20 protein-coding genes and 1 tRNA gene are annotated in these 21,553 nt (G+C 39.8%); 18 read left to right on the forward strand and 3 right to left on the reverse strand.

Annotation, left to right across the window (positions count from 1 at the left end; all coding sequences use genetic code 11):
• The first annotated feature begins 101 nt into the window (after window positions 1-101).
• The 10 genes from asnA (at window position 102) to ACLV7W_RS01290 (ending at window position 8,527) form a co-directional block, all read left to right on the forward strand.
• Entirely contained in the window at window positions 102-1,094 is a 993-nt protein-coding gene (gene asnA / locus ACLV7W_RS01245; protein WP_261077987.1) for an aspartate--ammonia ligase, read from the forward strand.
• A 64-nt stretch (window positions 1,095-1,158) separates the two neighbouring features.
• Window positions 1,159-1,698 (forward strand): 16S rRNA (guanine(966)-N(2))-methyltransferase RsmD, encoded by a 540-nt coding sequence (rsmD, locus tag ACLV7W_RS01250; protein ID WP_261077988.1) that lies wholly within the window; start codon window positions 1,159-1,161, stop codon window positions 1,696-1,698.
• Entirely contained in the window at window positions 1,688-2,176 is a 489-nt protein-coding gene (gene coaD / locus ACLV7W_RS01255) for a pantetheine-phosphate adenylyltransferase (RefSeq protein ID WP_153209764.1), read from the forward strand. Before rsmD ends, coaD begins: the two co-directional genes overlap by 11 nt.
• Entirely contained in the window at window positions 2,160-3,197 is a 1,038-nt protein-coding gene (locus ACLV7W_RS01260) for a SepM family pheromone-processing serine protease (protein WP_153209763.1), read from the forward strand. The genes coaD and ACLV7W_RS01260 overlap by 17 nt, the downstream gene beginning before the upstream one ends.
• Window positions 3,198-3,253: 56 nt before the next feature.
• Entirely contained in the window at window positions 3,254-3,484 is a 231-nt protein-coding gene (locus ACLV7W_RS01265) for a DUF1146 family protein (RefSeq protein WP_153209762.1), read from the forward strand.
• 61 nt (window positions 3,485-3,545) lie between these two features.
• Window positions 3,546-4,574 (forward strand): acyltransferase family protein, encoded by a 1,029-nt coding sequence (locus ACLV7W_RS01270; RefSeq protein ID WP_411865285.1) that lies wholly within the window; start codon window positions 3,546-3,548, stop codon window positions 4,572-4,574.
• A gap of 26 nt (window positions 4,575-4,600) precedes the next feature.
• Window positions 4,601-5,884, forward strand: coding sequence for a UDP-N-acetylglucosamine 1-carboxyvinyltransferase (murA, locus tag ACLV7W_RS01275; RefSeq protein WP_045612767.1), 1,284 nt, complete (start codon window positions 4,601-4,603; stop codon window positions 5,882-5,884).
• Window positions 5,877-6,065: a DNA-directed RNA polymerase subunit beta gene (locus tag ACLV7W_RS01280; RefSeq protein WP_004241151.1), complete on the forward strand. Its 189-nt coding sequence runs from the start codon at window positions 5,877-5,879 to the stop codon at window positions 6,063-6,065. The genes murA and ACLV7W_RS01280 overlap by 8 nt, the downstream gene beginning before the upstream one ends.
• Before the next feature lie 38 nt (window positions 6,066-6,103).
• A complete protein-coding gene (gene endA, locus ACLV7W_RS01285; RefSeq protein WP_078237947.1) occupies window positions 6,104-6,928 on the forward strand; it encodes a DNA-entry nuclease EndA in 825 nt (274 codons plus the stop codon).
• Between the two features lie 267 nt (window positions 6,929-7,195).
• Window positions 7,196-8,527 carry a hemolysin family protein gene (locus tag ACLV7W_RS01290; protein ID WP_000390027.1) on the forward strand — a complete coding sequence of 444 codons (1,332 nt, stop codon included), beginning with the start codon at window positions 7,196-7,198 and terminating at the stop codon, window positions 8,525-8,527.
• A 197-nt stretch (window positions 8,528-8,724) separates the two neighbouring features.
• Here the strand turns inward: ACLV7W_RS01290 and ACLV7W_RS01295 are convergent.
• Window positions 8,725-8,795, reverse strand: a tRNA-Cys gene (locus ACLV7W_RS01295).
• Between the two features lie 157 nt (window positions 8,796-8,952).
• On the opposite strand from ACLV7W_RS01295, the gene ACLV7W_RS01300 reads away from it, so the two are divergent.
• From ACLV7W_RS01300 to ACLV7W_RS01335, 8 genes are all read left to right on the forward strand, one after another.
• The gene (locus ACLV7W_RS01300; RefSeq protein ID WP_411865286.1) at window positions 8,953-10,932 is read left to right on the forward strand and encodes a peptide ABC transporter substrate-binding protein; all 1,980 of its coding nucleotides are present in this window, start codon (window positions 8,953-8,955) and stop codon (window positions 10,930-10,932) included.
• Window positions 10,933-10,998: 66 nt separating this feature from the next.
• A complete protein-coding gene (locus tag ACLV7W_RS01305; protein ID WP_000759915.1) occupies window positions 10,999-12,495 on the forward strand; it encodes an ABC transporter permease in 1,497 nt (498 codons plus the stop codon).
• Window positions 12,495-13,421 (forward strand): oligopeptide ABC transporter permease OppC, encoded by a 927-nt coding sequence (gene oppC, locus ACLV7W_RS01310; RefSeq protein ID WP_000103691.1) that lies wholly within the window; start codon window positions 12,495-12,497, stop codon window positions 13,419-13,421. Before ACLV7W_RS01305 ends, oppC begins: the two co-directional genes overlap by 1 nt.
• Before the next feature lie 8 nt (window positions 13,422-13,429).
• Complete coding sequence (locus ACLV7W_RS01315; RefSeq protein WP_000159549.1) at window positions 13,430-14,497, forward strand: ABC transporter ATP-binding protein; 1,068 nt, start codon at window positions 13,430-13,432, stop codon at window positions 14,495-14,497.
• Between the two features lie 10 nt (window positions 14,498-14,507).
• Window positions 14,508-15,434 carry an ATP-binding cassette domain-containing protein gene (locus tag ACLV7W_RS01320; protein WP_411865287.1) on the forward strand — a complete coding sequence of 309 codons (927 nt, stop codon included), beginning with the start codon at window positions 14,508-14,510 and terminating at the stop codon, window positions 15,432-15,434.
• Window positions 15,435-15,876: 442 nt separating this feature from the next.
• On the forward strand, window positions 15,877-16,854 hold the full coding sequence (locus ACLV7W_RS01325) for an ABC transporter substrate-binding protein (protein ID WP_261203416.1): 978 nt from the start codon (window positions 15,877-15,879) through the stop codon (window positions 16,852-16,854).
• A gap of 11 nt (window positions 16,855-16,865) precedes the next feature.
• On the forward strand, window positions 16,866-17,759 hold the full coding sequence (locus ACLV7W_RS01330) for an ABC transporter permease (RefSeq protein ID WP_411865288.1): 894 nt from the start codon (window positions 16,866-16,868) through the stop codon (window positions 17,757-17,759).
• A 12-nt stretch (window positions 17,760-17,771) separates the two neighbouring features.
• Window positions 17,772-18,575 carry an ABC transporter ATP-binding protein gene (locus ACLV7W_RS01335; RefSeq protein ID WP_000157668.1) on the forward strand — a complete coding sequence of 268 codons (804 nt, stop codon included), beginning with the start codon at window positions 17,772-17,774 and terminating at the stop codon, window positions 18,573-18,575.
• 44 nt (window positions 18,576-18,619) lie between these two features.
• Here the strand turns inward: ACLV7W_RS01335 and ACLV7W_RS01340 are convergent, their stop codons facing one another.
• Both ACLV7W_RS01340 and trkA read right to left on the reverse strand, forming a co-directional pair.
• A complete protein-coding gene (locus tag ACLV7W_RS01340) occupies window positions 18,620-20,059 on the reverse strand; it encodes a TrkH family potassium uptake protein (RefSeq protein WP_411865289.1) in 1,440 nt (479 codons plus the stop codon).
• Window positions 20,060-20,062: 3 nt separating this feature from the next.
• The gene (trkA, locus tag ACLV7W_RS01345) at window positions 20,063-21,412 is read right to left on the reverse strand and encodes a Trk system potassium transporter TrkA (RefSeq protein WP_153223976.1); all 1,350 of its coding nucleotides are present in this window, start codon (window positions 21,410-21,412) and stop codon (window positions 20,063-20,065) included.
• Window positions 21,413-21,553: the final 141 nt, after the last annotated feature.

Consider the following 21,553-nt stretch of genomic DNA (forward strand, 5'->3'; position numbering starts at 1 on the left):
ACATCAGTGTTCGAAGGAGCACTGATTTTTTTATATTTGGTCTTTTCTTTTCTTGGAAATAGGTGTATAATGCTTTTAATTAATTTTTTGAGGAGTAGTTTATGAAGAAAAGTTTTATCCATCAACAAGAAGAAATTTCTTTTGTCAAAAACACTTTTACCCAGTATTTGAAAGATAAGTTAGAAGTTGTCGAAGTTCAAGGTCCTATCTTGAGCAGGGTCGGCGACGGGATGCAGGATAATTTATCAGGTGTTGAGAATGCCGTATCGGTCAAGGTTCTCCAAATTCCTGATGCTACTTATGAAGTGGTGCACTCCCTTGCCAAATGGAAACGCCATACCTTAGCTCGTTTTGGTTTCGGTGAGGGTGAAGGTCTTTTCGTCCACATGAAGGCCCTTCGTCCAGACGAAGATTCGCTGGATGCGACCCACTCTGTTTATGTTGACCAGTGGGACTGGGAAAAAGTCATTCCAAATGGACAACGCAACATTGCCTACCTAAAAGAAACAGTTGAGAAGATTTACAAGGCTATTCGCCTGACTGAGCTAGCTGTTGAAGCCCGCTATGACATCGAATCAATCTTGCCAAAACAAATCACTTTTATCCACACAGAAGAGTTGGTAGAACGCTACCCAGACTTGACACCGAAAGAACGTGAAAATGCTATCTGTAAAGAATTTGGTGCTGTCTTCTTGATTGGTATCGGTGGTGAATTATCAGACGGTAAACCGCACGATGGACGTGCGCCAGACTATGATGACTGGACAAGTGAGTCTGAGAATGGCTACAAGGGTCTGAATGGTGATATTCTTGTTTGGAATGAGTCTTTAGGTGGAGCCTTTGAGTTGTCTTCTATGGGAATCCGTGTAGATGAAGAAACGCTTCGCCGTCAGGTTGCCATTACAGGTGATGAAGACCGTTTAGAATTGGAATGGCACAAGGCTTTGTTGAATGGCCTATTCCCATTGACAATCGGTGGAGGAATTGGACAATCTCGGATGGCCATGTTCCTACTTCGCAAGAAACACATCGGAGAAGTGCAAACAAGTGTTTGGCCTCAAGAAGTCCGCGATACTTACGAAAATATTTTGTAGAGAATCGAACCGCAAGGTTCGGTTTTCTTTCTCTTTTTGCCCATAATTTGGTATAATAAACGGTATGAAAATCGTATCAGGAATCTATGGGGGGCGTCCCCTCAAGACACTAGAAGGAAAGACGACAAGACCTACTTCGGATAAGGTCAGGGGAGCCATTTTTAACATGATTGGTCCCTACTTTGAAGGGGGACGAGTCTTGGACCTTTATGCGGGTAGTGGTGGTTTATCTATCGAAGCAGTATCGCGTGGCATGTCCAGCGCTGTTTTGGTGGAGCGAGACCGTAAGGCTCAGGCTATCGTGGCTGAAAATATCCAGATGACCAAGGAAGTTGGAAAATTTCAACTCCTCAAGATGGAGGCGGAAAGAGCATTGGAACAGCTATCTGGGGAATTTGACCTCATTTTCTTAGACCCTCCTTATGCCAAGGAACAAATCGTAGCAGATATTGAAAAAATGGCTGAGAGAGAGCTTTTTTCTGAAGATGTCATGGTCGTGTGTGAGACGGATAAAGCCGTTGAACTTCCAGAAGAAATTGCCTGCCTGGGTATCTGGAAGGAAAAAATTTATGGAATTAGTAAGGTGACAGTTTATGTCAGATAAGATTGGCTTATTCACAGGCTCATTTGATCCGATGACAAATGGGCATCTGGATATCATTGAACGGGCTAGCAAACTCTTTGATAAGCTCTATGTGGGTATTTTTTTTAATCCCCACAAACAGGGCTTTCTCCCTATCGAAAATCGTAAACGGGGGTTAGAAAAGGCTGTGAAACATTTGGGAAATGTTAAAGTCGTGTCTTCTCATAATGAATTGGTGGTCGATGTCGCAAAAAGACTGGGGGCTACTTTCCTAGTGCGAGGCTTGAGGAATGCGGCGGATTTGCAATATGAAGCCAGTTTTGATTACTACAATCATCAGCTGTCTCCTGATATAGAGACCATTTATTTGCATAGTCGACCGGAACATCTCTATATCAGTTCATCAGGTGTTAGAGAACTTTTGAAGTTTGGTCAGGATATTACCTGCTATGTTCCTGAGAGTATTTTGGAGGAAATAAAAAATGAAAAAAAAGATTAGATGGCCCTTATATGTCATTGCAGCCTTAATTGTGACTTTCTTGGCATTTGTAGTGCCCTTACCCTACTATATAGAAGTTCCAGGTGGTTCGGAAGATATTCGCCAAGTCCTTAAAGTAAATGACACAGAAGATAAGGAAGCTGGGGCCTATCAATTCGTTACGGTTGGTGTACAGCACGCTACTTTAGCCCATATGATTTATGCATGGTTGACGCCTTTTACAGATATTCGTAGCGCTCAAGAGACTACAGGTGGTTCTTCCGATGTGGAATTTATGCGGATTAATCAATTCTACATGCAAACATCGCAAAATATGGCTAAGTATCAAGGGCTAAAAACAGCTGGTAAGGATATTGAATTAAAATATCTTGGGGTTTATGTTTTGACTGTGACAGATAATTCGACCTTTAAAGGGATTCTTAACATCTCTGATACGGTCACAGCAGTCAATGATCAGACCTTTGATAGTTCCAAAGATTTGATTGATTATGTCAATTCTCAAAAATTAGGGGACTCAGTCAAGGTAACTTATGAAGAGGATGGGCAAACCAAGTCTGCAGAAGGTAAGATTATCGCCTTGGAAAATGGCAAAAATGGAATTGGAATCGGCTTGATTGACCGTACAGAAGTGACCAGTGATGTCCCAATTCGCTTTTCAACAGCTGGTATCGGCGGTCCAAGTGCAGGTCTCATGTTTAGTCTGGCCATCTATACCCAAATAGCTGACCCAGGTCTTCGTAATGGCCGCATTGTTGCCGGTACAGGCACCATTGACCGAGATGGTAATGTGGGAGACATTGGAGGTATCGATAAGAAAGTTGTAGCTTCGGCTAGAGAAGGTGCTGCTATTTTCTTTGCCCCTGATAACCCTATTAGCGAAGAAGAACAAAAAGCACATCCTGATGCGAAAAATAACTACCAAACAGCCTTGGAAGCAGCTAAAACAATCAAGACAGATATGAAAATCGTGCCTGTTAAAACCCTACAAGATGCAATTGATTACTTGAAAAACAATCCCTAGTTTTAAGTGAAGTTTCCAAACTAGCGCACAAACAGAGAAGATGGTATAATAGTCAAATGGTTCAATTATTATTCACTCTAAGCAGTCACATGCTCTTTATTTATGTGAGTTTTTACCTTTTAAAGGATCTTGTTAGATGGGAAAAGGTTTTAAAAGTAACAGCTGAGAATACAGGAAAAGTTCGTTTATTAGTAGCCTTTTTCAGCATTGTAATGGGCTATATCTTGAGTTCTTTCTTTATTAGTCTATATCAGTTGTGGCAAGAAGCGCTTAGAGAATTATTATAATTTGCGTGTTTAAGAAATTACTTTCAAGATATTATTAAACTTATAGGGAGAAATAGAATTCATGGATATTATAATCTTATTGTTGATAACGCTATTAATTTATTTGTTACCTCAAAATAAGGAATATCTAAATGTTAAATCTACATCAGGACTTAGAGGATTTCTAGCTATAGGAATAATATTTCATCATTTGTCACAATGGGTTACATCTGGTGATGAATTTTCTAATTTTTCCTATATGGGAACTTATATCGTTTCTATTTTCTTCTTTTTATCAGCCTATGGATTGTATTTTCAGAACGAAAATAAGAAAAACTACCTAGATAATTTTTTAGTTAAGAGACTTTCTAAAATTCTAGTTCCATTTTTTTCTATATCTTTGATTTATATGTTTTACAGATTCGTAAACGGTCAATTAATGGATTTAGATTTTTTTGCTAATTTATTTAAAAAAGGAAGTACAATTATTTATAATGGTTGGTTTGTCGATATTATAATTTTAATGTATATATTTTTTTATATATCATTTAAGTTTTTCAAAAATAAGTTCATTTCTATTGTTATCAATACAATACTTATAATTGGTTATATTTGTTTAGCTATAAAATTAGGTTACGGTTTTTGGTGGTATAATAGTGTTTTTCCCTTCATTATTGGCTTAATATGGGCTAAAAATAAAGAGAAAATTGATGGAGTTTTAGATAGACATTATTTTATCATACTTGTTTTAGTAACTGTGTTACTCTTTATTTCACATCAATACGATATTTTGTTGAGGTATGTGCATTTAGAAGATAGTTATAGTTATGCGTTAGCTGCTAATTTAGATAATATTATTTTTACAATCTACTTTATTATTGTTTTTTTGAAAAAAATAAATTTTTCAAATATATATTTGATTTTAATAGGTAGTATATCATTTGAATTATACATGATACATGGATTAGTTATTTCTATGCTAGGAAAAACACTTGTGTCATCCAGAATAAATGATGTGATATTTACATTTTTTGTACTGGTCCTTAGTCTAATTTTAGCTTGGATTATTAATAAATTAGTTAATAGAATTACAAAGAAAGTAAGTCTATAACAAAATCAAGAGTAAAGGAAATAAGTATGGAAAAAATTGTGGTTCAAGGTGGCGATAATCGTCTGGTAGGAAGTGTTACGATTGAAGGAGCAAAGAATGCAGTCTTGCCCTTGTTGGCAGCGACTATTCTAGCAAGTGAAGGAAAGACCGTCTTGCAGAATGTTCCTATCTTGTCAGATGTTTTCACTATGAATCAGGTGGTTCGTGGTTTGAATGCCAAGGTAGATTTTGATGAAGAAGCTCATCTTGTTGAGGTGGACGCGACTGGCGATATCACTGAGGAAGCTCCTTACAAGTATGTCAGCAAGATGCGTGCATCTATCGTTGTCTTGGGACCAATTCTTGCCCGTGTAGGTCATGCTAAGGTATCCATGCCAGGTGGTTGTACGATTGGTAGCCGCCCTATTGATCTTCATTTGAAAGGTCTAGAAGCTATGGGGGCTAAGATTAGTCAGACAGCTGGTTACATCGAAGCCAAGGCAGAACGCTTGCATGGCGCTCATATATATATGGACTTTCCAAGTGTTGGTGCAACGCAGAACTTGATGATGGCGGCTACCCTGGCTGATGGGGTGACAGTGATTGAAAATGCTGCGCGTGAGCCTGAGATTGTTGACCTAGCCATTCTCCTCAATGAAATGGGAGCCAAGGTTAAGGGTGCTGGTACAGAGACCATTACCATTACCGGTGTTGAGAAACTTCATGGTACGACTCACAATGTAGTCCAAGACCGTATCGAAGCAGGAACCTTTATGGTAGCTGCTGCCATGACTGGTGGTGATATCTTGATTAAAGACGCTGTCTGGGAGCACAACCGTCCCTTGATTGCCAAATTGCTTGAAATGGGAGTGGAAGTGACAGAGGAGACTGAAGGAATTCGAGTTCGCTCTCAACTAGAAAATCTAAAAGCTGTTCATGTAAAAACCTTGCCCCACCCAGGATTTCCAACAGATATGCAGGCCCAATTTACAGCCTTGATGACCGTCGCAAAAGGCGAATCAACTATGGTGGAGACAGTTTTTGAAAATCGTTTCCAGCACTTAGAAGAAATGCGTCGCATGGGCTTGCATTCTGAGATTATCCGTGATACAGCTCGTATTGTTGGTGGACAAGCTTTGCAGGGGGCAGAAGTTCTTTCGACTGACCTTCGTGCCAGCGCAGCCTTGATTTTGACAGGTTTGGTAGCACAAGGAGAAACTGTAGTTGGTAAATTGGTTCACTTGGATAGAGGTTACTACCGTTTTCATGAGAAGTTGGCACAGCTAGGTGCTAAGATTCAGCGGATTGAGGCAAGTGATGAAGATGAATAAGAAATCAAGCTACGTAATCAAGCGTTTACTTCTAGTCATTTTGGTACTGTTTTTAGGTGCTCTAGCCCTAGGTATCGGCTTAATGGTAGGTTATGGAATCTTGGGCAAGGGTCAAGATCCATGGGCTATCCTGTCTCCAGCAAAATGGCAGGAATTGATTCATAAATTTACAGGAAATTAGGCTGGAGAACCAGTCTTTTTCTAGAGATAAGGAGAAAAATGGATAAAAAAACAAGACAGACACTGATCGGACTGCTAGTGTTATTACTCTTATCTGCGGGAAGCTATTATATCAAGCAGATGCAGTCGACATCTAATAGTCCTAAAACCAAACTTAGTCAGAAAAAACAAGCGTCTGAAGCTCCTAGTCAAGAGTTGGCAGAAAGTGTCTTAACAGATGCAGTCAAAAGCCAAATAAAAGGGAGTCTTGAGTGGAATGGCTCAGGTGCTTTTATCGTCAATGGTAATAAAACAAATCTAGATGCCAAGGTTTCAAGTAAACCTTACGCTGATAATAAAACAAAGACAGTAGGCAAGGAAACAGTGCCAACCGTAGCTAATGCCCTCTTGTCTAAGGCTACTCGCCAGTACAAGAATCGTGAAGAAACTGGGAATGGTTCGACTTCATGGACTCCTCCAGGCTGGCATCAGGTTAAGAATCTAAAGGGGTCTTATACCCATGCGGTCGATAGAGGTCACTTGTTAGGCTATGCCTTAATCGGTGGCTTGGATGGTTTTGATGCCTCGACAAGCAATCCTAAAAACATTGCTGTTCAAACAGCCTGGGCAAATCAGGCTCAAGCCGAGGATTCGACTGGTCAAAACTACTATGAAAGCATGGTACGTAAGGCCTTGGACCAAAACAAGCGTGTCCGTTACCGTGTAACTCTTTATTATGCTTCAAACGAGGATTTAGTTCCTTCAGCTTCACAGATTGAAGCCAAGTCTTCAGACGGAGAATTGGAATTTAATGTCCTAGTTCCCAATGTTCAAAAGGGACTTCAACTGGATTACCGAACTGGAGAAGTAACGGTAACTCAGTAAAAGATAACATAAACTCCTATGTCACTTGTGGATATAGGAGTTCTTTTTTACTAGTTTAAGCAGGGCTACAATATACAATGATACTCAATGAAAATCAAATTGCAAACTAGGAAGCTAGCCACAGGTTGCTCAAAGCACAGCTTTGAAGTTGCAGATGAAGCTGACGTGGTTTAAAGTGAATTTCGAAGAGTATGAGAAAAAATAATATGTACTGGACTATATTTTGTGATATAATAAAGGGTAAGATACTATTTTAGGAGAAGAACTATGGAAGACCCAAGTAGTCAGAATTTGTTGCTACAATTTGTTTTATTGTTTATCTTGACAGTGTTAAATGCTTTTTTCTCAGCCACAGAAATGGCCATGGTTTCACTTAACCGTGCGCGGGTTGAACAAAAGGCAGAAGAAGGAGATAGACGCTATATCCGTCTGCTGAAGGTACTAGAAAATCCTAACCACTTTTTATCAACCATTCAAGTAGGGATTACCCTGATTACGATCTTATCAGGGGCGAGTTTGGCAGACACTCTGGGACGAGAAATTGCATCTTGGCTTGGAAATGGTGAAACATCTTATGCCGTTGCAAGTTTTCTATCTTTAGCATTTTTGACTTATATTTCCATCGTTTTTGGGGAATTGTATCCTAAAAGAATCGCTCTTAATCTAAAGGATGCCTTGGCGATTCGTACAGCGCCAGTTATCATTGGGCTTGGGAAACTAGTTAGTCCCTTTGTTTGGCTCTTGTCTGCATCTACCAATCTCTTGAGTCGCTTGACTCCTATGACCTTTGACGATGCTGATGAAAAAATGACCCGTGATGAAATTGAGTACATGTTGACAAATAGTGAAGAAACACTAGATGCTGACGAAATTGAAATGTTACAAGGAATCTTTTCACTGGACGAATTAATGGCCAGAGAAGTCATGGTTCCTCGAACGGATGCCTTTATGGTAGATATTCAGGATGATAGTCAAACCATCATCCAAAGTATTTTAAAACAAAATTATTCTCGTATCCCTGTCTATGATGGGGATAAGGACAATGTGATTGGGATTATTCATACCAAGAGTCTCCTTAATGCGGGCTTTGTGGACGGTTTTGACAATATTGTTTGGAAGAAAATCTTACAAGATCCTCTTTTTGTTCCTGAAACTATTTTTGTGGATGACTTGTTAAAAGAATTACGCAATACCCAAAGACAAATGGCGATTTTGTTAGATGAATACGGTGGAATGGCTGGTTTGGTGACACTTGAAGACCTCTTAGAGGAAATCGTTGGGGAAATCGATGACGAAACAGATAAGGCTGAAATCGAAGTTCATAAAATTGGAGAAGATACTTATATTGTTCAAGGTACCATGAATCTCAATGATTTTAATGACTACTTTGATGTTGAACTGGAAAGTGATGACGTTGATACCATCGCTGGTTACTATTTGACAGGAGTGGGGACCATTCCAACGACTGAAAAGCTCAGCTATGAGTTGGTAAGCCAAAACAAACAGCTTATCCTAACCAATGATAAAGTGAAAAATGGACGTGTTACCAAGGTAAAAGTCCAAATTACCGAAGTTGAAATAGAAGAAGAAACAGAGTAAACTAGAGGCTTTTGTCATCATGCGTGACAAAGCTTTTTTCAGTTGATTTTAAAAGGGAATAGTATCCTCGAAAAACTCAGTCCCCAAATCCGCCCCAAAACTTTTCTAAATCTATCCTTATTTATCCAAAGAAAAAGAAAAAAGCCCTTCAAATTGGGCTTTCTGTTCATGTGAAACCTGATAAATCAAGTTATAGAAGGCGGTAGACGGATTTGAACCGACGATCAAGCTTTTGCAGAGCCGTGCCTTACCACTTGGCTATACCGCCTTAACGTTTATTATTATACCTTGAAAATGATTTTCAGTCAATAGCTTTTTCAGATTTTTTGTGTCAATAAGCCTAAATATTCTGAAAATTCGTTTACTTTTCTTGAAATCTATGGTATAATTGATGATAACCTATACTTTATCAGAGGAGTAAATAAATGAAAAAAAGTAGAGTCTTTGTTGCAGCAGGAGTTGCTTTATTGGCAACAGGTGTGTTAGTAGCTTGTGGGAATTCAAAATCATCTGATTCGACAGCTCCAAAAACCTATGGCTATGTCTATTCGGCTGACCCAGAAACATTAGATTATATTATTTCTGGAAAAGAGAGTACGAAAGTGGCTACTTCAAACGGGATCGATGGCCTCTTCACAAATGACAAATACGGGAATTTGACTCCTGCGGTTGCAGAAGACTGGTCTGTATCAAAAGATGGATTGACATATACCTACAAAATTCGTAAAGGTGTCAAATGGATGACATCCGATGGTGAAGAATATGCCGAAGTGACTGCTAAAGACTTCGTGAATGGATTGAAACATGCGGCAGATAAGAAATCAGAAGCTCTATATCTAGCTGAAACTTCTGTTAAAGGTTTATCTGATTATTTGGCTGGGAATTCAAAAGATTTCTCTACAGTAGGTGTTAAAGCGGTTGATGACTATACTCTTGAGTATACTTTGAACCAACCAGAACCTTACTGGAACTCTAAGATGGTTTATTCAATTTTCTGGCCATTAAACGAAGAATTTGAAAAATCAAAAGGCTCTGATTTTGCTAAAGCGACAGATCCTACATCATTGCTATATAATGGACCTTTCTTGCTTAAAGGTTTGACTGCTAAATCTTCTATCGAATTTGCTAAGAACGAGCAGTACTGGGATAAAGAGAATGTTCATTTAGATACAGCAACACTTGCATATTTTGATGGTTCGGACCAAGAATCACTTGAGCGTAACTTTACAAGTGGAGCTTATAGTTTTGCTCGTCTTTACCCAACAAGTTCAAACTTCTCAAAGGTAGAGGAGTCATACAAGGATAATATTTTCTACACTCCGTCAGGAGCTGGTATTGGAGGTTTAGGTGTAAATATCGATCGACAAAATTACAAATATACATCTAAAACGACAGATGAAGAGAAAACATCTACTAAGAAAGCTCTTCTTAACAAAGACTTCCGCCAAGCCTTGAACTTTGCCTTTGACCGTACAGGTTATTCTGCTCAAGTTAACGGTAAAGAAGGTGCTCCTCTCGCAGTTCGTAATTTATTTGTGAAACCAGACTTTGTGACTGCAGGCGAAAAAACTTTCGGTGACTTGGTTGCTGAAAAAGTTAAGACTTATGGAGATGAGTGGAAAGATGTAAACTTTGCTGATGGTCAAGACGGTCTCTTTAACGCTGACAAAGCTAAAGCAGAATTTGCTAAAGCTAAAACTGCTCTGGAAGCAGAAGGTGTGAAATTCCCTATCCACTTGGATGTTCCAGTAGACCAAACCTCTAAAAACTTTGTCGCACGGATTCAGTCGTTCAAACAATCAGTTGAAAAAGTTTTAGGCGAAGAAAATGTTGTCATCGATATTCAACAAATTTCTAAAGATGAATTCTTTAATGCGACTTATTATGCTGCTAATGCGGCAGCTGAGGATTGGGATCTTTCAGGTGCGGTTGGATGGAATCCTGACTATGAAGATCCATCAACTTACCTTGATATCCTTAAATCAACTAATAGTGAGCAAACGAAAACTTATATGGGGTATGATGACCCATCAAATGCAGCTGCAGCTAAAGTTGGTGTGAAAGATTACGATAAATTGCTTGATGAAGCTGGAAAAGAAACAAGTGATCTTAACAAACGTTATGAAAAATATGCTGCTGCTCAAGCTTGGTTGACAGACAGTTCACTCTTCTTACCAGCTATGTCTTCTAGTGGTGCTACACCATTCATTTCTCGTGTTGTACCATTCTCAGCTTCTTATAGCCAATCTGGAGACAAAGGTTCAAATCTCTACTTCAAATATATTCAGTTACAAGACAAAGTTGTAACAAAGGCTGATTATGAACAAGCTCGTGAGAAATGGATTAAAGAGAAAAAAGAATCAAACGAAAAAGTTCAAAAAGAATTGACTAAACACGTTAAATAAATAACTCTCAAGGGAACTTTCTCTCCATGAGGAGAAGGTTCTTTTGGGATTTAAAAAGGAAACGATATGAAGAAATATATTTTTATGCGTGTCTTGCGGTCATTGGTTTCTATCTTCTTAGTAACAACCTTGACTTACACGATTATCTATACAATGGTTCCTCGAAAATTGATTTTCAAACAGGATACCAACTATAACAAGATTGCGACAACTGCTGATAAGCGTGATAACTATGAGAACACTGTTTATGAGCGTATGGGCTATATCGAGTACTACGATACCAAGGAATTGCAAGAAAAAGCCAGCCAGATGGATGCCTCTGTAACAGTTGAAGCTAATGACACCAACAAGGCTATCTATGAAAAATACATCAAACAAATCGGTCATGGTTGGACCTTGGGAGAATTTACTGAAAGTGGCCAATTCTACGCTACTCGTGAAATCCCAATTTTTGAACGTGTTTTTCACTTCTATGCTAACTTGATTGATATTGACCATACAAATAAAATTCAAGACCCTGAAAATCCAGACTTGAAACGTTATCTTCGTTTTGAAAACGATCCAGCTATCGGATGGTCATTGGTCGGTTCAGGTACTAAACACAAATATCTCTTGTACTTCAACAGTCAGTTCCCATTTGTGCATCAAAACTTTGTGAACATCAATTTAGGTGACTCTTATCCAACCTATGCTAATAGCCCTGTTTTACAGGTTATTACTCAAGGACAAGGACAAACAAAAACATCTCAAGTTCAGTTCCCAACAGGTAAGAAAACTTCTTCTGTAAATATTTACTCAAGAACCTATAAATCACCTAGTCAGGCTGATTCTCGTGAAGTAGCAAACTACGGAAAAGATGATCCTTATACAGCTACAGAAAGTAACTACCAATATCCTTCAATGATTGCCAGCTCTGCTGTTGTTGGATTGATCGGTTTGGTGATTTCTTATGCGATTGCCGTGCCACTTGGTTCAGCTATGGCTCGCTTCAAGAATACTTGGATTGATAGCTTCTCAACAGGGTTTTTGACCTTCTTGATGGCCCTTCCAACCATTGCTTTGGTTTACATTGTTCGTTTGATTGGATCATCAATTGGTCTTCCAGATTCATTCCCTATTTTGGGTGCTGGAGATTGGCGTTCGTATGTTTTACCAGCAGTTATCCTTGGTTTGTTGGGTGCTCCTGGTACAGCTATTTGGATTCGTCGTTACATGATTGACTTGCAATCACAAGACTTTGTTCGTTTTGCTCGTGCCAAAGGTTTGTCTGAAAAAGAAATTTCAAACAAACACATCTTTAAAAATGCCATGGTTCCGCTGGTTTCAGGAATTCCTGGTGCTGTTATCGGGGTTATCGGTGGTGCAACCCTTACTGAAACAGTCTTCGCTTTCCCAGGTATGGGTAAAATGTTGATTGACTCTGTAAAAGCATCTAATAACTCTATGGTTGTTGGTCTTGTCTTCATCTTTACATGTATTTCTATCTTCTCACTTCTTTTGGGAGATATTTGGATGACGATTATTGACCCACGTATTAAATTGACTGAGAAAGGAGGCAAATAATGTCTACAATCGATAAAGAAAAATTTCAGTTTGTAAAACGTGACGATTTTGCCTCTGAAGCCATTGATGCGCCAGCTTATTCATACTGGGGTTCAGTGTTTAGACAATTTATGAAGAAAAAATCAACTGTAGTCATGTTGGGAATCTTGGTAGCCATCATTTTGATGAGTTTCATCTACCCAATGTTTTCTAAGTTTGATTTCAATGATGTCAGTAAGGTAAACGACTTTAGTGCTCGTTATATCAAGCCAAATGCTGAGCATTGGTTCGGTACTGACAGTAACGGTAAATCGCTCTTTGACGGTGTCTGGTTCGGAGCTCGTAACTCTATCCTCATTTCTGTGATTGCGACAGTGATTAACTTGGTTATCGGTGTTTTTGTCGGTGGTATTTGGGGAATTTCAAAATCAGTTGACCGCGTGATGATGGAAGTTTACAACGTCATCTCAAACATCCCATCTCTTTTGATTGTCATTGTCTTGACTTACTCAATCGGAGCTGGATTCTGGAATCTGATTTTCGCCATGAGTGTAACAACATGGATTGGAATTGCCTTCATGATTCGTGTGCAAATCTTGCGTTACCGTGACTTGGAATACAACTTGGCGTCACGTACTCTGGGAACACCAACCTTGAAGATTGTTGCCAAAAATATCATGCCTCAATTGGTATCTGTTATTGTGACAACCATGACTCAAATGCTTCCAAGCTTTATCTCATACGAAGCCTTCTTGTCATTCTTCGGTCTTGGATTACCAATTACAGTGCCAAGTTTGGGTCGTTTGATTTCAGATTATTCACAAAACGTAACAACTAATGCTTACTTGTTCTGGATTCCATTGACAACTCTTGTCTTGGTATCCTTGTCCCTTTTCGTAGTTGGTCAAAACTTAGCGGATGCTAGTGATCCACGTACACATAGATAGGAGTAGAAATGACAAAAGAAAAAAATGTAATTTTGACTGCTCGCGATATTGTCGTGGAATTTGACGTTCGTGACAAAGTATTGACAGCCATTCGCGGCGTTTCCCTTGAACTAGTTGAAGGAGAAGTATTAGCCCTGGTAGGTGAGTCAGGATCAGGAAAATCTGTTTTGACAAAGACCTTCACAGGTATGCTTGAAGAAAATGGTCGCATTGCCCAAGGAAGTATTGACTACCGTGGTCAAGACTTGACAGCCTTGTCTTCTCACAAGGATTGGGAACAAATTCGTGGTGCTAAGATTGCGACTATCTTCCAGGACCCAATGACTAGTTTGGACCCAATTAAAACAATTGGTAGTCAGATTACAGAAGTTATTGTAAAACACCAAGGCAAAACAGCTAAAGAAGCGAAAGAATTGGCGATTGACTACATGAATAAGGTTGGGATTCCAGATGCAGATAGACGTTTTGATGAATACCCATTCCAATATTCTGGAGGGATGCGTCAACGTATCGTTATTGCTATTGCCCTTGCCTGCCGACCTGATGTCTTGATCTGTGATGAGCCAACAACTGCCTTGGATGTAACCATCCAAGCACAGATTATTGATTTGCTAAAATCTTTACAAAACGAGTACCATTTCACAACAATCTTTATCACCCACGACCTTGGTGTGGTAGCAAGTATTGCAGATAAGGTAGCAGTTATGTATGCAGGAGAAATCGTTGAGTATGGAACTGTTGAGGAAGTCTTCTATGACCCTCGCCATCCATATACATGGAGTCTCTTGTCTAGCTTGCCTCAGCTTGCTGATGATAAAGGGGATCTTTACTCAATCCCAGGAACACCTCCGTCACTTTATACTGACTTGAAAGGGGATGCCTTTGCCTTGCGTTCAGACTATGCAATGCAGATTGACTTCGAACAAAAAGCTCCTCAATTCTCAGTATCAGAGACGCATTGGGCTAAAACTTGGCTTCTTCATGAGGATGCTCCAAAAGTAGAAAAACCAGCTGTGATTGCAAATCTTCACGATAAGATCCGTGATAAAATGGGATTTGCCCATCTGGCAGACTAGGAGGAAGGAAATGTCTGAAAAATTAGTAGAAATCAAAGATTTAGAAATTTCCTTCGGTGAAGGAAGTAAGAAGTTTGTCGCAGTTAAAAATGCTAACTTCTTTATCAACAAGGGAGAAACTTTCTCGCTTGTAGGTGAGTCAGGTAGTGGGAAAACAACTATTGGTCGTGCTATCATCGGTCTCAATGATACAAGTAATGGAGATATCATTTTTGAAGGTCAAAAGATTAATGGTAAGAAATCGCGTGAACAAGCTGCAGAATTGATTCGTCGTATCCAGATGATTTTCCAAGACCCTGCGGCAAGTTTGAATGAACGTGCGACTGTTGATTATATTATTTCTGAAGGTCTTTACAATCATCATCTGTTCAAGGATGAAGAAGAACGTAAAGAGAAAGTTCAAAATATTATCCGTGAAGTAGGTCTTCTTGCTGAGCACTTGACTCGTTACCCTCATGAATTCTCAGGTGGTCAACGTCAACGTATCGGTATTGCCCGTGCCTTGGTCATGCAACCAGACTTTGTTATTGCGGATGAGCCCATTTCAGCCTTGGACGTTTCTGTGCGTGCCCAAGTCTTGAACTTGCTCAAAAAATTCCAAAAAGAACTCGGTTTGACCTATCTCTTCATCGCCCATGACTTGTCTGTCGTTCGTTTTATTTCAGATCGTATCGCAGTTATTTACAAGGGTGTTATTGTAGAGGTTGCAGAAACAGAAGAATTGTTTAACAATCCAATTCATCCATATACTCAAGCCTTGCTTTCAGCGGTACCAATCCCAGATCCAATCTTGGAACGTAAGAAGGTATTGAAGGTTTACGACCCAAGTCAACACGACTATGAGATTGATAAACCATCCATGGTTGAAATCCGTCCAGGTCATTATGTTTGGGCTAACCAAGCCGAATTGGCACGTTATCAACAAGGGTTAAACTAATAATGGTTTTATAATTTCCATAAAAATTGATGTGGAAATTATAAACCTTTTTTTGTTGGACTGATTTGAAAGAATTATGAAAGAATTTTCGAAAAATTTTAAAAAATTCTGAAATATTCTTGACAGGTGATGAAAAAGGTGGTAAGATAGGAAACATCAAAAAAGAAAGCAGAAAAAGAAATGAATAAGAGACAAGCTGTAACGATGAATCAAAACTTTTACTTTAGCTACTTTAGATAGTGTTTGTAGACATGTCACCATGGATGCAAACAGTTCAAGCAATTTGTTTGTATCTATGTGGCTAAGATTTTTAATTGTGGTCCATATAGATGAATATCTAAATGGACTAGCTAAGTTGTAACTTGTTAGATTATTTCAAGCATCCGTTTAGATAGTATCTAGGCGGTTTTTTGTTTTATCTTTTCTGAGAAGGAGTTTCATTATGAAAGTTGTTCGAAAATTACTAGCCCCCCTCTTGGTAGTGGGGATTCTCTTGACCTCTCTGATCAGTTTGCATCAGTTGAAGGCAGATAAGAAAAAAGATGTTTTTCGTATCGGTATTTCGCAGTTTATTACTCATCAATCTTTGGACGCTACTAGAGAAGGTTTTGTGGATGAGCTGGCCAAACAAGGCTATGTTGAAGGGAAAAATATCGAGATTGATTTGCAAAATGCACAGGGAGAACAACGAAATCTTAAAACGATTTCCCAGCAACTAGCAGAATCTAGTGATGTCGTTCTAGCTATCGCAACGCCTTCTGCTCAGAGCTTGGCCAATACGACTCAAACAACACCGGTTATCTTTTCAGCTGTAACAGATCCTGTCAGTGCCAAGTTGGTTGAGTCAAGAGAACATCCTGGGGGCAATGTAACTGGAACAAGTGACCAGTCATCAGATGCCATTTCAACTCAAATCAATTTGATAAAGAAAGTGTTACCAAAGGCTAAAACGATTGGAATCCTCTATACTCAGAGCGAGCCAAACTCAGTTGTCCAAAAGGATGAAGCTAAGCGCCTTCTGGAAGAAAAAGGCTTTACCGTTGTTGAAAAAACAATCTTGGACAGTAACAACGTCAAGGCTGCAGCAGAAAGCTTGATGGCAGAGGTGGATATGGTTTTTGTACCAACGGATAATATCATTTCATCAACCATGGAAACAGTCAAGCAGGTTTCTATTAAACACAAGGTTCCAGTATTCGGTGGTTCAACAGAAATGATTGCGGTTGGTGGCTTGTATAACTACGGAACCAATTATGAAGAATTGGGAAGACAGACAGCTCGCATGTTGATTCGTGTTTTAAAAGGTGAAAGGCCAGAAAATATAGCAGTTGAGTTGCCTGAAAAACTGGAATTGCATACCAATCAAGAAATGGCAGATGCATTGGGAATTGATATTAGTAAGTTAGAAGGCAAGGAATAAGGAGATTTGAGATGAGTTTTGTATTATCTAGTTTATCAGAAGGTTTGTTGTGGTCGATTATGGCGATTGGGGTCTACTTGACTTTCCGTATTTTGGATATTGCGGATATGACTGCTGAAGGGGCCTTTCCTCTGGGGGCAGCAGTCGTTGTATCACAGATACAGGCAGGGACAAATCCTTGGATTGCGACTTTACTTGCTTTGCTGGCAGGTATGGTAGCAGGTCTAGTATCAGGAATGCTCCACACCAAGATGAAAATTCCAGCTCTCTTGACAGGTATTGTGACCTTGACAGGGCTTTATTCAATCAATATTAAAATCATGGGAAGTGTGCCCAATCTTTCCTTGGGAGATTCTGCAACCGTCTTTAAACAGTTGGCTAGCTTGGGACTGACAAATGAAGAAGCTGTTTTCTCATTCAGTTTGGCCTGTCTCTTACTTGTTTGTTTGGTCTTGACTCTTTTGATGAAGACAGAGATTGGCTTGGTCTTGCGTTCGACTGGGGACAATATTCCGATGAGTGAGGCCAATGGGGTCAATGTAGACACCATGAAGATTGTTGGTTACATGATTTCAAACTGCTTGATTGCCCTATGTGGTTCCTTGTTTGCCCAAAATGATGGATTTTCAGATGTGACTTCTGGGACAGGAACCATCGTTGTTGGTTTGAGTGCAGTCATTATTGCGGAAGTCTTGATACACGACTTGACCATTGGAGGTCGCTTGTTATCCATCGGAATCGGTGCTATTGTATACCGTTTGATTATTTTAAATATCTATGAAATTCCAAATCTAGATCAAAACTTGGTCCGTCTCTTTAATGCAATCTTGTTAGCCTTGGTTCTATTTGCACCAGAGTTGCAAAAGAGATTAAAGATTCGTGGTCTGAAATTGAGAAATGAATAGGAGGAGACAGTTATGGCAAGTTTGTTAACACTTGAAAATATTCACAAAACATTTGAAGCAGGGACGGTCAATGAAAACCATGTCCTCAAAGGATTAGATTTAGAGGTTGAAGAGGGAGATTTTATCTCTGTGATTGGTGGAAATGGCGCAGGGAAATCCACTTTGATGAATATCTTGGCTGGCAATCTATCTGTGGACGAAGGGGACCTTTTATTGGAAGGGAAATCCATTAAAAATCTGAGTGTACGAAAGAGAGCCAAGGATATTGCCCGTGTTTTTCAAGATCCTAAGATGGGGACAGCTTCTCGTTTGACAATTGAGGAGAATATGGCCATTGCCTTAAGACGTGGGCAAAAGAGAGGACTTGGCTGGGGCGTGAAGGAGAAGGACAGAATCCAGTTCCAAGAGGCCTTGAAGGAGTTGAATATTGGTCTTGAAAACCGCTTGAAAGTGGATACTCAATACCTCTCAGGAGGACAAAGACAGGCCTTGACCCTAGTCATGGCAGCTCTGGTGAAACCTAAACTCTTGCTTTTGGATGAACATACTGCGGCACTTGACCCGAAAACTAGTCAAATGGTGATGGATTTGACGCAAAAGATTGTGGAACACCATCAGTTGACGACTTTGATGATTACCCACGATATGAACCATGCGATTGAGTACGGCAATCGTCTCATTATGCTCTATCAAGGGAAGATAGTGGTGGATGTCAAGGGAGAGGAGAAAAAGCATCTGACGGTTGAAGATCTCATGCATCTCTTTCAGAAAAATAGTGGCCAAAGTCTAGTTAGTGATGAATTGGTTTTGGGATAAATAAAAACACCACACTTTGTAAGGAAACAAGGTGTGGTTGTATTTTATCTCTTAGACCAAGTTCTCTTCATAAAGAGAAGGAGGATTGGGTAAATCTCCAATCGTCCTGCAATCATTGCAAAGGAGAGGAGAATTTTTGAGATAGGGCTAAAGATTGAGAAACTAGAAGTGGTTCCTAGAATAGGTCCGATGTTATTGAAACAGCTAAAGACAGCGCTGGTCACAACCAGAAAATCATTGCTGTCTAGGCTGACAATAAAGATAAGTGCTAGCAAAATCATAGAATAGATGACAAAGTACTTGAGAATCTTATGCTGGGTATCTTTGTCAATCACCGTTTTATTAACATGGAGGGTCAAAACACGGTGGGGCGATAGGATTGACAAAATCTGATTTTTAGCAATTTTTGAAAGAATGAGGCCTCGAATAACCTTGAGTCCACCTGCGGTTGAACCAGCAGAACCACCGATTCCCATGAGGAAGAGAAGAATAAACTGGGAGAAGAGGGGCCAGTTGGTAATGTCTCCATATCCAAAACCAGTCGTCGTAATGATATTGGAAACCTGGAAGAAGGCCATTTCAAAACTCTTGGAAAATCCCGGGTAGAGATAGAGGGTATTAAGGCTAATCAAGCCTGTAGAAACCAGCACGATGACCAAGTAAGCACGAAGTTCTTCGTCACCAAAGAAGGCCTTGACGCGGCGGAGCATGAGGTAGTAGTAGAGATTGAAATTTACCCCAAAAACCAAAACTCCGATACTAACCAGATAGGTAATCAGTGAGCTACCATAGTGAGCAATTCCATCGTTATAGACGGTGAAGCCCCCAGTTCCCGCTGTCCCCATAGCAATCACAAAACTATCAAATAGTGGCATACCAGCTAGATAATAGATGATGACAAAGAGGGAGAAGAGAGCTAGATAAAGGAGATAGAGAATCTGAGCGGTGTTTTTTAGCTTGGATACAACCTTACCAAAGACAGGGCCAGGAACCTCAGCCTTCATTACCTCTAGGTGGCTATTCTTGGCATTGTCCATAATAGCAAGTGCAAAAACAAGAACCCCCATCCCTCCAATCAAGTGGGTAAAACTTCGCCAGAAGAGGAGGGAACGGCTGAGGACAGAAACGTCGTTCAGAATAGTTGCACCAGTAGTTGTAAAGCCGGAACTAATCTCAAAAAAGGCATCGATAACGCTGGGAATTTGGTCAGCAAAGACGAAGGGGAGACCACCAAAGAAAGACCAAAGGATCCAACAGAGGGAAACAATCAAGACTCCCTCCTTGGCATAAATCCGTTGATTTTTTGGCTTTTGTAAAATTCCTGAACCACCTAGTAATAGGAGAAGTCCAATCGTTGTAAAGAGGGCTGTAAAGACTTGGCTCGATTCGTGGTAATAGACAGCTACAGCTACAGGAACCAAGAGGAGAACAGCTTCAATCAAAAGTAACTTTGAAAGGAGGTAACGAATCATACTTTTATTCATTTCTTACCTCGCGATCAAGTCATAAATCTTGGTGATGTTTGGCAACAAGGTTGTTACTAGGAGCTTGTCTCCGACTTCCAGCCTCTCCTCTCCAGTAGGGAAAATAGTCTTGCCTTTTCGAATGATGGCTGCAATAAGAACCCCTTTTTTCAATTTCAGTTGAGAAAGAGGTTTGGCAGTCATTTTATTGGCTTCCTTGATATGGAATTGCAGGGTTTCGATTTGACCATTTGCTAGATGGTGCATGGCCTGAAGATCTGAATACTGGGCATTCACTCGACCACGAATAAAGTGCATAATCGTGTCTACAGCAATGCTTTTAGGTGTGATGATACTTGAAAAATCAGGCGCATTGATAATCTCGAGGAGACTGGTACGATTGACCTTGGTGATGTTTTTCTGCACACCTACGCTGTCAAGGAACATAGAAGTAATCAGATTTTCCTCATCGACTCCTGTTAGAGTCGCAACGGCATCATAATTTTGAGCACTTTCTTCCAGTAGGATATCTTTTGCGGTCCCATCTCCTTGAACGATGTAGAGATTTGGGAATTTCTCGCTAAAGAAGCTGGCGATTTCAGGATTGATTTCAATGACTTTTGTATCGATACGACTGTCTTTGAGAATACCAAGTAGATAATAGGCAATTCTCCCAGCCCCGACGATGAGAAGGCTCTTCACGGCACGAGATTTGAAATAATTATGGAAGAGCATCATATCAACACGGTTACCAGTGACAAAGATCCTATCTTTATCCTGTATGGTCATGTCACCACTTGGGATGATAATTTGATGATCTCTTTCTATAGCACAGACAATGACATTACCGAATTTTTTACGAAAATCAGAAATGGGCATTTGGCAAAGACCACTAGTGGACTTGACGACAAATTCCATGAGGCTGACTCTTCCACCAAAGAAACGTTCGACAGATAGGGCGTTGGGAAAGTCGATGATATTAGCAATAGCGCGGGCAGCCAAGAGTTCAGGGTTAACGATAAGGGAAAAACCGAGAATATTCTTTTCTTTGAAATAAGAGTTAGAGTATTCAGGGTTCCGCACCCGAACAATGGTTTCTTTAGCTCCCATTTTCTTAGCGAGAACGGCTGCAATCATATTCACTTCATCGTACTCGGTCAGGGCGATAAAGATATCACAATCCTGGACACTTGCTTGCTCAAGAATGGTGAAATCAGCTCCGTTGCCAAGGATACCCATGATATCAAAGCGATTGACAATATGATTGAGGACGGCTTCGTCTTGTTCAATTAGCAAAACATCATGCTTTTCTGCAACCAAGGAGCGACAGAGGGCAAAACCAACTTTTCCCCCTCCGACAAGGATAATTTTCATATTAAAACCTACTTTTTCATGATGTAACTATCATACCCTTTTTCAAGAAAAAATGCACCTACTAGCTAATAACAAGAGCTTTTAGTAGGAAATTTGCTATAAGGTAAAACTATACCCTAAGCAATTAAAATAGCTATTAGC

This window comes from Streptococcus mitis, assembly GCF_965111735.1.
Lineage (GTDB): Bacteria > Bacillota > Bacilli > Lactobacillales > Streptococcaceae > Streptococcus > Streptococcus mitis_DR.

Bases quoted from the DNA above. Each gene is read 5' to 3' on its own strand.
- ACLV7W_RS01335 (WP_000157668.1), top strand. From the start codon at position 17,772: ATGGCAAGTTTGTTAACACTTGAAAATATTCACAAAACATTTGAAGCA.
- rsmD (WP_261077988.1), top strand. From the start codon at position 1,159: ATGAAAATCGTATCAGGAATCTATGGGGGGCGTCCCCTCAAGACACTA.
- ACLV7W_RS01330 (WP_411865288.1), top strand. From the start codon at position 16,866: ATGAGTTTTGTATTATCTAGTTTATCAGAAGGTTTGTTGTGGTCGATT.
- ACLV7W_RS01340 (WP_411865289.1), bottom strand. From the start codon at position 20,059: ATGAATAAAAGTATGATTCGTTACCTCCTTTCAAAGTTACTTTTGATT.
- murA (WP_045612767.1), top strand. From the start codon at position 4,601: ATGGAAAAAATTGTGGTTCAAGGTGGCGATAATCGTCTGGTAGGAAGT.
- trkA (WP_153223976.1), bottom strand. From the start codon at position 21,412: ATGAAAATTATCCTTGTCGGAGGGGGAAAAGTTGGTTTTGCCCTCTGT.
- ACLV7W_RS01325 (WP_261203416.1), top strand. From the start codon at position 15,877: ATGAAAGTTGTTCGAAAATTACTAGCCCCCCTCTTGGTAGTGGGGATT.
- coaD (WP_153209764.1), top strand. From the start codon at position 1,688: ATGTCAGATAAGATTGGCTTATTCACAGGCTCATTTGATCCGATGACA.
- ACLV7W_RS01315 (WP_000159549.1), top strand. From the start codon at position 13,430: ATGACAAAAGAAAAAAATGTAATTTTGACTGCTCGCGATATTGTCGTG.
- ACLV7W_RS01305 (WP_000759915.1), top strand. From the start codon at position 10,999: ATGAAGAAATATATTTTTATGCGTGTCTTGCGGTCATTGGTTTCTATC.
- ACLV7W_RS01280 (WP_004241151.1), top strand. From the start codon at position 5,877: ATGAATAAGAAATCAAGCTACGTAATCAAGCGTTTACTTCTAGTCATT.
- ACLV7W_RS01320 (WP_411865287.1), top strand. From the start codon at position 14,508: ATGTCTGAAAAATTAGTAGAAATCAAAGATTTAGAAATTTCCTTCGGT.
- asnA (WP_261077987.1), top strand. From the start codon at position 102: ATGAAGAAAAGTTTTATCCATCAACAAGAAGAAATTTCTTTTGTCAAA.
- ACLV7W_RS01300 (WP_411865286.1), top strand. From the start codon at position 8,953: ATGAAAAAAAGTAGAGTCTTTGTTGCAGCAGGAGTTGCTTTATTGGCA.
- ACLV7W_RS01290 (WP_000390027.1), top strand. From the start codon at position 7,196: ATGGAAGACCCAAGTAGTCAGAATTTGTTGCTACAATTTGTTTTATTG.
- ACLV7W_RS01265 (WP_153209762.1), top strand. From the start codon at position 3,254: ATGGTTCAATTATTATTCACTCTAAGCAGTCACATGCTCTTTATTTAT.
- oppC (WP_000103691.1), top strand. From the start codon at position 12,495: ATGTCTACAATCGATAAAGAAAAATTTCAGTTTGTAAAACGTGACGAT.
- endA (WP_078237947.1), top strand. From the start codon at position 6,104: ATGGATAAAAAAACAAGACAGACACTGATCGGACTGCTAGTGTTATTA.
- ACLV7W_RS01270 (WP_411865285.1), top strand. From the start codon at position 3,546: ATGGATATTATAATCTTATTGTTGATAACGCTATTAATTTATTTGTTA.
- ACLV7W_RS01260 (WP_153209763.1), top strand. From the start codon at position 2,160: ATGAAAAAAAAGATTAGATGGCCCTTATATGTCATTGCAGCCTTAATT.